This window comes from Streptomyces sp. NRRL S-31 (genome assembly GCF_000718775.1).
Taxonomy (GTDB): Bacteria; Actinomycetota; Actinomycetes; order Streptomycetales; family Streptomycetaceae; genus Streptomyces.
In genome coordinates, this window is record NZ_JOCB01000056.1 from 1 (window position 1) to 12,561 (window position 12,561).

At 73.6% G+C, this 12,561-nt stretch carries 11 protein-coding genes; 5 read left to right on the forward strand and 6 right to left on the reverse strand.

Features of this window, described 5'->3' with window-relative positions; translation table 11 throughout:
• Positions 1-67 precede the first annotated feature (67 nt).
• Positions 68-1,597 carry an aldehyde dehydrogenase (NADP(+)) gene (locus tag IF37_RS0121765; protein WP_030745027.1) on the reverse strand — a complete coding sequence of 510 codons (1,530 nt, stop codon included), beginning with the start codon at positions 1,595-1,597 and terminating at the stop codon, positions 68-70.
• A gap of 149 nt (positions 1,598-1,746) precedes the next feature.
• On the opposite strand from IF37_RS0121765, the gene IF37_RS0121770 reads away from it, so the two are divergent.
• The 3 genes from IF37_RS0121770 (at position 1,747) to IF37_RS0121780 (ending at position 4,583) form a co-directional block, all read left to right on the forward strand.
• Positions 1,747-2,517 carry an IclR family transcriptional regulator gene (locus IF37_RS0121770; RefSeq protein ID WP_030745029.1) on the forward strand — a complete coding sequence of 257 codons (771 nt, stop codon included), beginning with the start codon at positions 1,747-1,749 and terminating at the stop codon, positions 2,515-2,517.
• A 26-nt stretch (positions 2,518-2,543) separates the two neighbouring features.
• Complete coding sequence (locus IF37_RS0121775) at positions 2,544-3,014, forward strand: GNAT family N-acetyltransferase (protein WP_030745031.1); 471 nt, start codon at positions 2,544-2,546, stop codon at positions 3,012-3,014.
• A 114-nt stretch (positions 3,015-3,128) separates the two neighbouring features.
• Positions 3,129-4,583, forward strand: a complete 1,455-nt coding sequence (locus IF37_RS0121780) for a penicillin-binding protein 2 (RefSeq protein ID WP_030745033.1) — start codon at positions 3,129-3,131, stop codon at positions 4,581-4,583.
• Positions 4,584-4,654: 71 nt separating this feature from the next.
• Here the strand turns inward: IF37_RS0121780 and IF37_RS0121785 are convergent, their stop codons facing one another.
• From IF37_RS0121785 to IF37_RS0121805, 5 genes are all read right to left on the reverse strand, one after another.
• Positions 4,655-5,452 (reverse strand): HAD family acid phosphatase, encoded by a 798-nt coding sequence (locus IF37_RS0121785; RefSeq protein ID WP_030745035.1) that lies wholly within the window; start codon positions 5,450-5,452, stop codon positions 4,655-4,657.
• A gap of 124 nt (positions 5,453-5,576) precedes the next feature.
• Positions 5,577-7,310, reverse strand: coding sequence for an L-arabinonate dehydratase (araD, locus tag IF37_RS0121790; RefSeq protein ID WP_030745037.1), 1,734 nt, complete (start codon positions 7,308-7,310; stop codon positions 5,577-5,579).
• Complete coding sequence (locus IF37_RS0121795) at positions 7,307-8,218, reverse strand: dihydrodipicolinate synthase family protein (RefSeq protein ID WP_030745039.1); 912 nt, start codon at positions 8,216-8,218, stop codon at positions 7,307-7,309. Before IF37_RS0121795 ends, araD begins: the two co-directional genes overlap by 4 nt.
• Before the next feature lie 74 nt (positions 8,219-8,292).
• Positions 8,293-9,456, reverse strand: a complete 1,164-nt coding sequence (locus IF37_RS0121800; protein WP_030745041.1) for a hypothetical protein — start codon at positions 9,454-9,456, stop codon at positions 8,293-8,295.
• Positions 9,453-10,394 (reverse strand): 5-dehydro-4-deoxyglucarate dehydratase, encoded by a 942-nt coding sequence (locus tag IF37_RS0121805; protein WP_030745043.1) that lies wholly within the window; start codon positions 10,392-10,394, stop codon positions 9,453-9,455. Before IF37_RS0121805 ends, IF37_RS0121800 begins: the two co-directional genes overlap by 4 nt.
• Positions 10,395-10,624: 230 nt before the next feature.
• Here IF37_RS0121805 and IF37_RS0121810 point away from each other — a divergent pair, with 230 nt between their 5' ends.
• Entirely contained in the window at positions 10,625-11,434 is an 810-nt protein-coding gene (locus tag IF37_RS0121810) for an NAD(P)-dependent oxidoreductase (RefSeq protein WP_030745045.1), read from the forward strand.
• A gap of 317 nt (positions 11,435-11,751) precedes the next feature.
• A complete protein-coding gene (locus tag IF37_RS0121815; protein WP_030745046.1) occupies positions 11,752-12,522 on the forward strand; it encodes a DeoR/GlpR family DNA-binding transcription regulator in 771 nt (256 codons plus the stop codon).
• Positions 12,523-12,561: the final 39 nt, after the last annotated feature.

A 12,561-nucleotide genomic window follows, 5' to 3' on the forward strand; every position in this document is an offset into this window, starting at 1 on the left:
GCGCGGCCCCGCCCGCCCCGGCCCTCGCGCCGAGCCGGCGGCGCGGCACCGCGGCCCGCCGGGGGCGCTACCGCTCCAGGACCCCGTCGACCCGCCGGGGCAGCCCCAGCGGGTTGTCGTCGCGCAGTTCCGCGGGCAGCAGTGCCGTGGGCGCGTTCTGGTAGACGACCGGCCGCAGCCACCGCTCGATCGCCGTGCCGCCGACGGAGGTCGAGGTGGAGGTGGTCGCCGGGTACGGCCCCCCGTGGTGCTGGGCCGGCGCCACGGCGACCCCGGTCGGCCAGCCGTTCACCAGCACCCGCCCGGCCAGCGGGGTCAGCTCCGCGAGCAGTTCCGGGCCCCGGCCCCGGCCCGCGGCCTCGTCCGCGGAGACCTGGACCGTCGCCGTGAGGTTGCCCGGCAGCCGGGACAGCACCGTCCTGGCCTCGCCCTCGTCCGCGTACCGCGCCACCACGGTCACCGGCCCGAAGCACTCCTCCAGGAGCAGGTCGTACGCCCCCTCGGCGGCCAGCTTGTCCGCCGGCACCGTCAGGAAGCCCGCGCTGACCCCGTATTCGCCGCCCGCGCCCGGGGTGACCGGCGCGTCCACACCGGGCAGTCGCTTGCGTTCGGCCACGCCGGAGAGGAAGGCGTCCCGCATGCGGTGGTCCAGCAGCACCCCGGCGCCGGTGTCGCCGACGGCGTCGGCCAGGGACTTCAGCAGCCGGTCGCCGGCCTCGCCGGACGGCACCAGCACCAGGCCGGGCTTGACGCAGAACTGGCCGACGCCGAGGGTCATCGACCCGGCGAGCCCGCCGCCGATCTCCTCGGCGCGTTCGGCCGCGGCGGCCTCGGTCACCAGCACCGGGTTCAGCGAACCCAGCTCGCCGTGGAACGGGATCGGCGCCGGGCGCGCGGCGGCGGCGTCGAACAGCGCCCGTCCGCCGCGTACCGAGCCGGTGAACCCGGCGGCGGACACCAGCGGGTGCTTGATCAGTTCGACGCCCGCCTCGAAGCCGTGCACCAGGCCGACCACGCCCTGGGGGATGCCGTGCTCGGCGGCGGCCCGGCGCAGCACCGTGGCGACCAGTTCGGACAGGGCCGGGTGGTCGGGGTGGGCCTTGACGACGACCGGGCAGCCCGCGGCGAGCGCGCTCGCGGTGTCCCCGCCGGCGACGGAGAAGGCGAAGGGGAAGTTGGAGGCGGAGTAGACGGCGACGACGCCGAGCGGCACCTTGTAGCGGCGCAGGTCCGGGACGGGCGGGGTCGCGGTGGCGTCGGGGTGGTCGATGATGACGTCGAGGAAGGCGCCCTCCTCGACGATGTCCGCGAAGGCCCGCAACTGGTACGTCGTGCGGGTGAGTTCGCCGGTCAGCCGGACCGGTCCGAGCGCGGTCTCGGCGTCCGCGGTGTCGACCAGGCCGTCCCGGGCCGCCTCCAGGCCCGCGGCGGCCGAGCGCAGGAAGGCCGCGCGGACGGTGCGGTCGGCGAGAGCGTCGCGTACCGCGTGGGCCGCCCGGACGGCCGCGTCCACCTCCTGGGCCGTGGCCTCCGTCGCAACCTGTTCACGCTGCTTCCCGGTGCGCGGGTCGACACTCCAGACTGGTGCTGCTGCCACCGCGGGTCCCTCCAGTCGAGCCAGTCAAGGCCGTATTGCTAGGTATCGCCAGGTCGGCCATCAGTCGCGTTCGATATACTGAACGCCGTCTCTGGTGGTGAATATGCCGCTCGGAGACTATTTCCCGGCGATTGAAGGGGTCAAGGGCGATGTCGGCTGGCGAGACAGGCGGGGCGCAGGTCAAGTCCGCGGTGCGGACCGTTGAATTGCTCGAGTATTTCGCCGGCCAACCCGGTATGCACTCCCTCGCGGCGGTCCAGGAGGCCGTGGGGTACCCGAAGTCCAGTCTGTACATGCTGCTGCGCACGCTCGTGGAGCTGGGCTGGGTGGAGACGGACGCCACCGGCACGCGGTACGGCATCGGGGTGCGGGCGCTGCTGGTCGGCACCTCGTACATCGACGGCGACGAGGTGGTGGCCGCCGCCCGCCCGACCCTGGACCGGCTCTCCGACGACACCACGGAGACCATCCACCTGGCGCGGCTGGACGGCACCAACGTGGTCTACCTGGCCACCCGCCAGTCCCAGCACTACCTGCGCCCCTTCACCCGGGTCGGCCGCCGGCTGCCGGCCCACTCCACCTCGCTCGGCAAGGCGATCCTCGCCACCTGCACCGACGAGCAGGTGCGCAAGCTGCTGCCGGAGACGCTGCCCGCGCTCACCGAGCACACCATCACCGACCGGGAGAAGCTCATCGAGGAACTGCACCAGATCCGGGAGCAGGGCTTCGCGGTCGACCGCGAGGAGAACACGCTGGGCCTGCGCTGTTTCGGCGTGGCCATCCCGTACCGCACGCCCGCCCGGGACGCCATCAGCTGCTCGGTCCCGGTGGCCCGGCTGACCCCCGCCCACGAGCAGACGATCAAGGACGCGCTGTTCGACGCGCGGGACCGGCTGGCGCTGGCGACGCGCAGGCTCTGAGCCCGGCGGGCCGTAGGCTCTCGGCCATGAAGATCGCGCTGCGGGCCGTCCGGGACAGTGACCTGCCCGTGATCCACCGGCAGATGACCGACCCGGAGGCCGTCCGGATGGCCGCGTTCGGCCCGGAGGGCGCCCCTGACCGGGCGTCCTTCGCCGCCTACTGGCAGCGTCTGCGCGACACCTCCGACGTGCTGCGCACGGTGCTGGCGGACGGGAAGGTGGCCGGGACCGCGGCGGTGTACGGCGCGGCCGGCGAACGCGAGGTGACGTACTGGATCGACCGCGCGTACTGGGGCCGGGGCGTGGCGACGGCCGCGCTGCGGGCCCTGCTCGCCGAGGTCCCCGAACGGCCGCTGTACGCGCGGGCGGCGGCCGACAACGCCGCTTCGCTGCGCGTGCTCCAGAAGTGCGGGTTCCGGGAGGCCGCCCGGGCCCGGGGATTCGCGAACGCCCGGGGGCGGGAGATCGACGAGGTCGTGCTGATCCTGGAGCGCTGACCGCGCGCGGCCGGGCACCCGGGCGGCGGGCGTGGCGGGCGGCTGTCTGAACGCCGGATGAGAAAAGTGGTCGTAGGGGAACGATCGCCGCGATTCACTCGTCTTCCGAGCGGGATGAACAAGACGATCAGGCGGGCTTCCGTCTTCGCTCTGCTGCTTGTGCTCGCCCTGCTGGCCAAGGCGACCTGGTTGCAGTACTACGACGGTCAGGCCCTCGCGGACGACAAGGACAACCGACGGAACGCGATCGCGACCTACTCGCGGCCCCTCGGGAACATCATCGTGGCCGGGGAGGCGATCACCGGCTCGACACGGACGAAGGGGAGCGACCTCGCCTACAAGCGGACGTACACGGACGGCAGGCTGTACGCGGCGGTGACGGGCTACGCCTCGCAGGCCTACGCCCCCACCCAGCTGGAGGGCATCTACGCCGACCTGCTCAACGGCACGGACACCAAGCTGAAGTCGGTGATGGACACCGTCACCGGGCAGCGCGCCGAGCCGGGCAACGTGCTCACGACGATCGATCCGGCCGTGCAGAAGGCGGGCTACCGCGCGCTCGGCGGCAACAAGGGCGCGGCCGTCGCGATCGACCCCGGGACCGGGAAGATTCTCGCGGTGGTCTCGACGCCCTCGTACGACCCCGCCACGCTCACCGACGCCGGTACGGCGGGGACGGCGTGGAAGACGCTCAACGCGGACCGGGACAAGCCGCTCACCAACCGCGCGCTGCGCCAGCCGCTGCCGCCCGGCTCGACGTTCAAGCTGGTCGTGGCGGCCACCGCGCTGGAGGACGGGCTGTACGAGAACGTGGACGAGCCCACCGACAGCCCGGACCCGTACATCATGCCGGGCACGGTGCGCGAGCTGCCGAACGAGAGCAAGTCGGCGCCGTGCGAGAACGCCTCGATCCGGGTCGCGCTGCGGTACTCGTGCAACAACGTCTTCGGGCACATGGCCGTCCAGCTGGGGCAGGACAAGGTCAGGGCGATGGCCGAGAAGTTCGGCTTCAACGACGAGGAGCAGGACGTGCCGGTGCGGGCCTACCCGAGCGTCTACCCCTCGGGCATGGACAAGGCGCAGACGGCCCTGTCCGGCATCGGCCAGTTCGACGTCACGGCCACACCACTCCAGATGGCCATGGTGTCCGCGGCCATTGCCAACGGCGGCAAGCTGGTCGCGCCGCACATGGTGTCGCGGATCACCGACAGCGGCGGTGACGTGCTGCGCGACTACGACGACGGCGCGGACGAGACGAGGATCGTCAGCTCCGCCACCGCCGAACAGCTCCGGTCGGCCATGGAGACGGTGGTCAAGGACGGCACCGGTACCAACGCCCTGATCGACGGGGTGACCGTCGGCGGCAAGACCGGCACCGCCCAGCACGGCGAGAACAACAGCAAGACGCCGTACGCCTGGTTCACCTCCTACGGCAAGTCCGACAGCAACGGCAAGGAGGTCGCCGTGGCGGTCATGGTGGAGCAGTCGGACGCGGCACGGTCGGAGGTCAGTGGCAACGGGCTGGCCGCGCCGGTGGCGAGGGCGATGATGCGGGCGGCGGTGAAGTAGCGCTCCCCCGGCCGCGTCCCCGGCCCCCGTGCTCCGCGGGAGCACGGGGGCCGGCCGTCGGGAGACGGCCGTCAGGAGACGAAGTACGTCGGGTTCGGCAGCTTGTACGTGCGGTCGGCGTGGCCGCCGTCCAGGTCCGAGTACTGGTCGCCGAAGTTGGCGATGATCTCGTAGCCGAGGTCGTCCTCGATGTGCTCGCGCGTCCCGGCCTTGTACTGCACGGTCGTGCAGGTCCAGGTGCCCGGGGTGGCGCAGTCCTTGAGGTAGGCCGGCGGGGCGGCCTTGTCCTTCAGGAACATGTGGCCGGCGTCCAGGTTCACATCGGCGCCGACCTTCTTCAGGTTCTCCACCGCGCCGGCCCGCTGGGCCTCGCTCAGACCGGAGTTGTAGAAGACCTCGACGCCCTTGGACGCGGCGTAGCGGACCAGCTCCGGGCTGCCGAAGACGGCCGGGCGGTCGGCCTTGTTCACGTAGTCGTTCCAGGTGGCGGCGTTGTACGTGTAGTTGTAGCGCTTCTCGTAGTCGAGGCTGAGCAGCAGCGTGTCGTCGATGTCGAAGACGACGGCCGGCTTCTCGCCCCGGTGGTGCGCCTTGCGGGCGGCCTTGTCGATGTAGCGCTCGGCGTCGGCGTCGATGCGCGCCAGGTCCTTGGCGTACGGGCTGTCCGGGGACGCCTGGTAGACACCGTCGCTGTCGGCGGTGGTGCCGTAGTAGGTGTCGATGTCCTTCACCAGGAGCCCGATGTTGTACGGCTCGTGGGTGGAGTTGGCCGTCGACTGGCCGGCGGTGGCCGCGCCCGCGCCGTACAGCGCCGCGCCGGCGACGACACAGGCGGCTCCGGCCGCGACCGCCTTGAGGGACTTCCGCATGGAATCTCCGGTCTGATGGATGAAGTTGGTACCAGGTCAGGGCCTGTCTACGCGCATCACACCAGAACCGCGAGGGGTGTTATCCGATCGATATCCGGCCATCCGGTCCGGCGCCGGGGGCGGTTCAGCCCGCGTACGGGTCCGGGACCGTGCCCGGCCGGGCGAGGAACTCGAAGTCGCAGCCGGTGTCCGCCTGGGTGATCTGCTCGCTGTAGAGCGCGCCGTACCCGCGTTCGTACCGCGCGGGCGGGGGTGTCCACCGTGCCCGGCGGCGTGCCAGCTCCTCGTCGTCCACCTCGAGCCGGAGGGTGCGCGCCGCCACGTCCAGCGTGACGGGGTCACCGGTGCGCACCAGCGCCAGCGGTCCCCCGACGTAGGACTCGGGCGCGACGTGCAGCACGCAGGTGCCGTAACTCGTGCCGCTCATCCGGGCGTCGGAGATCCGGACCATGTCCCGTACGCCCTGCCTCAGCAGGTGGTCCGGGATCGGGAGCATGCCGTACTCGGGCATGCCCGGGCCGCCCTTGGGCCCGGCGCCGCGCAGCACCAGCACGCTGTCGGCGGTGACGCCGAGCGCGGGATCGTCGATGGTGCGCTGCATGGTCCGGTAGTCGTCGAAGACGACGGCCGGGCCGGTGTGCCTGAGCAGCCGGGGTTCGGCGGCGATGTGCTTGATGACGGCGCCGTCCGGGCAGAGGTTGCCGCGCAGCACGGCCACCCCGCCCTCGTCCGCGACCGGGTTGTCCCGGCGGCGGATGACGTCGTCGTCGTGGACCCGGGCGCCCGCCAGCTGCTCGCGCAGGGTGTCGTGGCAGACCGTCGGGCGGTCCAGGTGGAGCAGGTCGGTGATCCGGGAGAGGAAGCCGGGCAGGCCGCCGGCGAAGTGGAAGTCCTCCATCAGGTACCGCTGTCCGCCGGGGCGGACGTTGGCGAGGACCGGGACCGTGCGGGCGACGCGGTCGAAGTCGTCCAGGGTGAGCCGTACGCCCGCCCGGCCCGCCATGGCGATCAGGTGGATCACCGCGTTGGTGGAGCCGCCGAGGCCGAGCACCGTGGTGACGGCGTCCTCGAACGCCTCCCGGGTGAGGATCTCGCCCACCCCGAGACCCCGGTGGACCAGTTCGACGGCGCACCGTCCGGCCCGGGCGGCCATCCGCTCGTGCGCGGAGTCCACCGCCGGGATGCTGGACGCGCCCGGCACGGTCATCCCGAGCGCCTCGGCGGCCGCGGTGAGCGTGGACGCCGTGCCCATGGTCATGCAGTGGCCGGGCGAGCGGGCCAGGCCGCTCTCCAGCTCGGCCAGTTCGCAGTCGCCGATGAGGCCGGCGCGCCTGTCGTCCCAGTACTTCCACATGTCGGTGCCGGAGCCGAGCACCTCACCGCGCCAGTGGCCCGGGAGCATGGGGCCGGCGGGCACGAAGACGGCGGGCAGCCCGGCGGAGGCGGCGCCCATCAGCAGCGCGGGTGTCGACTTGTCGCAACCGCCCATCAGCACCGCCCCGTCGACCGGGTAGGAGCGCAGCAGCTCCTCGGTCTCCAGGGCGAGCAGGTTGCGGTAGAGCATGGGGGTCGGCTTCTGGAAGGTCTCGCTGAGGGTGGAGACCGGGAACTCCAGCGGGAAGCCGCCCGCCTGCCACACCCCGCGCTTGACTGCCTGGGCGCGGTCGCGCAGGTGGACGTGGCAGGGGTTGATGTCGGACCAGGTGTTGAGGACGGCGATGACCGGCTTGCCCAGGTGCTCCTCGGGCAGGTAGCCGAGCTGCCGGGTGCGGGCGCGGTGGCTGAAGGTGCGCAGGCCGTCGGTGCCGTACCACTGGTGGCTCCGCAGCTCCTCGGGCCGCCTGCGGGGGGCGTTCACCCGGTCCACCCGGCGGCGATGGCGGCGACCTCGGCGCGCTCGGCCTCGGGCAGCGGCCCGCTCGGCGGGCGCACGTCCCGGCGGCACAGGCCGAGCGAGGCCAGGGCCTCCTTGACGACGGTGACGTTGTGGGCGCTGCCGTGCGCGGCGCGCAGTTCCTCGAAGCGGCGGATCCGCTCCCAGACCTTCATGGCGGCCGGGTGGTCGCCGGCGCGCAGCGCGTCCCTCATCTCCCGTGAGAGGGCCGGACAGACGTTGACGAGCCCGGAGGTGAAGCCGGTGGCGCCCGCGGAGAAGTAGGCGGGGGCGTAGGGCTCGGCGAGGCCGGCCACCCAGACGAAGCGGTCCAGGCCCGCGTCCCGGGCGAAGGCCGCGAACCGGGTGGCGTCCGGGACGGCGTACTTCACCCCGATGACGTTCGGGCAGTGGCCGGCGAGTTCGCCGAGCCGGGCGCCGGGCAGCCGGTCGTCGCGTATGTACGGCACCACGCCCAGCTCGGGTACGGCCTCGGCGACGGCCCGGTGGTAGTCGACCCAGCCGGCCGCCGAGACGTAGGGGTGCACCGGCTGGTGGACCATCACCATCCCCGCCCCGACGTCGCGGGCGTGCCGGGCGGAGGCGATCGCGGTGGGCAGGTCGTGGCCCACGCCGGCCAGGACGGTGGCGCGGTCGCCGGCCTCGTCGACGGCCGACTCGGTGACCAGCCGGCGCTCCTCGGGGGTGAGGGCGTAGAACTCGCCGGTGTTGCCGTTGGGGGTGAGGGTCGTGATCCCGGCGTCCAGCAGGCGGCGCAGCAGGGCCCGGTGGGCGGCCGTGTCGACGGAGCCGTCCGCGGCGAAGGGGGTCACCGGGATGGCCACCACGTCGGCCAGGGCCGCCCGTCGGCTCTCGAAGGTCACGTTGCTCATCGCTCGCCTTCCAATGGGGAGGGGCTCGGGGAACGCGCGGCGCGCGAGGGACGCGACGGGGACGTCCGGCCGCCTCAGCGGGCGGACAGCGCCGCGCGCACCGCGGCGAGGTCCGCGTCCGACGCCAGTCCGGCGTGGTACAGCCGGAGTTCGGTCGCGCCCGCGGCCCGCGCGCGGGCCGCGTCGGCCGCGAGCGTGCCGGGGCTGCCGCCCATGCCGGAGACGACGGTCAGGTTGGCGGCCAGCACCGTGCCCCGCCGGGCCCGCGCGGCGAACGGCTCCAGCAGGGCCGTACCGCCCGTGCAGGGCACCACCACGCCGTCGGCCACGGACAGGATGTGGGCGGGGTCGACGCCGGCGTTGGCGCCGCAGTGGTAGGGCACCGGGTCGGCGTGCAGCAGCACCTGGAAGCCCGGGGGCGCGGCGGCGCGCACGGCGGCGACGGCCTCCTCCTGGAGGGTGCGGGCGGTGCCGTCGCGCCACGCGCGCGTGGCGGCCGCGGTGTCCTCGCCGAGCAGCTTGCCGACCGTCGGCCAGCCCTCGTCCGCGGCGGCGCCCCGCCACAGCGGTTCCAGCGCCTCGCGCACGGCCGCGGCCAGCGCGTCGGCGTCCAGGCCCTGTTCGCCGTAGCCGGTCCGGCAGGACGGGCAGAAGCACAGGGACATCAGGTACTGGCCGGCGTCCCCGAGGCCCACGCCGGCGGTCTTGTCGTGGGCGTGCAGGTGCTGGAGCCCGTACCAGCCGAGGGACTCCAGTTCGGTGCCGTGCGCGCCGGGGCGGACGGCGGCCTCCGCGGCCAGGTCGGTCAGGTACGCGCGCGTGGCGGGCTGGGCGACGCAGGGCGCCCACGGGTAGTGGTCGCCGTAGGCGTTGACGACCGAGGTGTCGGGGTGTTCGGCGCCGAGCCGGGAGTTGTGGGCGAGGACGACCCAGGTGTGCACCTCCAGACCGGCCCCGGCGAGGGCCCGCGCGGCCTCGCCGTAGGCGTTGCCGGGGGCCCAGCGGCCGGCGGGGTAGGGCCGCAGGCCGCGGCCCGCCCAGCGGCCGCCCGGCGGGTAGAGGACGGCCGCGTACTCGGCGGTGACGATGCGGTGGCGCGGGTGGCGCGGGGTGAGCGCGCGGGTGGAGTGGTAGGCGGCGGCCAGGGTCACCTGTCCGACGCCGAGTCCGGCGATGCGGGCGGGGGCTACCCGGTCGCCGTTGACGTCCCAGGGGTAGACGAACGCCGATGCCTTCACGCGTCCTCCTCCAGCAGGGCGAGTCCCCGCTCGATCAGCCGGGCGAGCTGTTTGACGTGGTCCTCGGCCGGTTCGCACAGCGGGGGCCGCACCTCGCCGACGTCCAGGCCGCGCAGCCGTACGCCCGCCTTGACCAGGGAGACGGCGTATCCGGGGCCCTGCGCGCGCAGTTCCGCGAACGGCCGGTAGAAGCCGTCCAGCAGGCGGTGCGCGGTGGGCAGGTCGCCGGACGCGAGGGCGCGGTGGAAGGCGAGGGCGATCTCCGGCACGAAGCAGAACACGGCGGAGGAGTACAGGGGGACGCCGAGCGCGCGGTAGGCGAGCTGGGTCTGCTCGGCGGTGGGCAGGCCGTTGAAGTACAGGAAGTCGCCGGGTGCCTCGGTGCGGACGGCGCTGATGATCCGCTGCATCAGATCGAGGTCGCCGAGGCCGTCCTTGAGGCCGACGACACCGTCCGTGCGGGCCAGTTCGACCACGGTCCGCGGGGTGAACACGGCGTTGTCGCGCTGGTAGACGACGACCGGCAGGCCGGTGGCCGCGGCGACCTCCCGGTAGTGCAGCAGCAGGCCCTCCTGGCCGGCGAGCACGAGGTAGGGCGGCATCGCCAGCAGACCGTCGGCGCCCGCGTCCGCGGCAAGGCGCGCGTAGCGGACGGCGAGCGCGGTGCCGTAGCCGGTGCCCGCGACGACCGGGACGCGCCCGTCGGCCGCCTCGACGGCCGCCCGCACGCAGGCGCCGAACTCCTCCGGCAGCAGCGCGTGGAACTCCCCGGTGCCGCAGGCGGCGAAGACGGCCGCGGCACCGGCCTCGACGCCGCGGCGCACATGGGTGCGGTAGACGTCCGGGTCGAGCGGGCCGCCGGGGCCGTAGGCCGTGACGGGGAAGAAGAGCGGCCCGTCCGGGTCGCGGAGCCGGGCGGCGAGCGGGGCTGGCGTCACAGGCGCTCCCAGTCGGTGCATTCTTCTGATCGGCGTCCATGTCTCTGAACGAACTCACGCTACGGGCCCCTCTCGGAGCGGGTCAAGCGCCCGAACGGGCAACGCGGCAGCGGATTCCCCCTGGCGGGGCCCACTTGACGGAGCGCGCCACATCTCCCTAGCGTGTCCACGCATGTGAATACCGTCCACGCACGCGGCCGTTGACGCTGGGACACCAAGGAGACCGAAGGATGCCCGCTCCCCGTACCGTCCTGCTCACCGGCGCCGCCGGCGGGCTCGGCACCCTGATGCGGTCCCTGCTGCCGGAGTACGGCTACGCGCTGCGCCTGTTCGACGCCCGCCCCGTCGAGGGCGAACCGGACGCGATCACCGCGGACCTCGCCGACCGGGAGGCGGTGCGCGAGGCGGTGCGGGGCGTGGACGCGATCCTGCACCTCGCGGGCATCTCCCTGGAGGCACCCTTCGAGAAGATCCTGCGGTCCAACATCGAGGGCACCTACCACCTGTACGAGGCCGCCCGCCGGGAAGGCGTGCCGCGCGTCGTCTTCGCCTCCTCCAACCACGCCGTCGGCTTCACCCCGGCCCCGCGCGCGGGCGAGCCGCCGATCCCCGTCGACACCCCGCGCCGCCCGGACACCTTCTACGGCCTGTCGAAGTCCTTCGGCGAGGACCTGGCCCAGTTCTACTGGGACAAGCACGGCCTGGAGACCGTCTCCGTGCGCATCGGCTCCTGCTTCCCGGAGCCGACCAGCGTGCGCATGCTCTCGATCTGGATGAGCCCGGCCGACGGGGCCCGGCTCTTCCACGCCGCCCTGACCGCCGAGCAGGTCGGCCACACCGTCGTCTACGGCTCCTCCGCCAACACCCGGCTGTGGTGGGACCTGACCAGCGCGCGGGCCCTCGGCTACGAGCCGCGGGACGACTCGGAGCCGTACGCCGGGAAACTCATCGCCGAGCACGGCGAACCGGACCCGGAGAACCCGGCCCACACCCTCCTGGGCGGGCACTTCGTGACCGACCCGCCGATCTGGCCGTACTGAGATCCGCGGCGGACCGTACCGGGCGGCGCGGAGCCGCGCGGCGGACCGCCGCGCCCCTCGGGCGGCCGGAACCCGACCACCCCGCGCGCGGTCGGGCACCGAACGGACCCGCCGGCCGCCGCATCCGGGCATCCGGGGTGCCCGATCCCACTCCTCATCCGACGGCCGCGCAGGTACGCGGCGGACCCGCACCGCGCGAAGCGGGCCCAAGCGGGCAGGATCGGGCTGACAACAGACCTGGTCAGCGCCGCGCACCGACGGTAGAACTTCCCCCATGGGCCCGAACGGGCGGTTCCACAGGGAAGTGGGTGACGTCAGTGAGCGCGTGGACCACGGAGGAGCGCCGGCGCGAGATCGTCCTGGCCGCGCGCGCCACCGGCTCGGTGGACGTCACCGCGCTCGCCACCGAACTGGGCGTGGCCAAGGAGACCATCCGGCGCGATCTGCGCGCACTGGAGGACCACGGCCTGGTCCGCCGCACCCATGGCGGCGCCTACCCGGTGGAGAGCGCCGGCTTCGAGACGACGCTCGCCTTCCGCGCCACCAGCCACGTGCCCGAGAAGCGCCGGATCGCCGCCGCGGCGGCCGACCTGCTCGGGGACGCCGAGACGGTCTTCGTCGACGAGGGCTTCACCCCCCAGCTCATCGCCGAGGCGCTGCCCGGGGACCGGCCGCTGACCGTGGTCACCGCGTCCCTGCCGGTCGCGGGCGCCCTCGCGGAGGCGGACCAGGTCTCCGTGCTGCTGCTCGGCGGCCGGGTGAGACCGGGCACGCTCGCCACCGTCGACCACTGGACGACGAAGATGCTGGCCGGCTTCGTGCTCGACCTCGCCTTCATCGGGGCCAACGGCATCTCCCGCGAGCACGGCCTGACCACACCCGATCCGGCGGTCGGCGAGGTCAAGGCGCAGGCCGTCCGGGCCGCCCGCCGCACGGTCTTCGCAGGGACGCACACCAAGTTCGGCGCGGTCAGCTTCTGCCGGTTCGCGGAGATCGGCGCGCTGGAGGCGATCGTGACCAGTACCTCCCTCCCGGCCGCCGAGGCCCACCGCTACTCCCTGCTGGGCCCGCAGGTCATCCGGGTCTGACCGGCCGGGCCCGGCGACCCGACACCCCTCCCCCGGGCG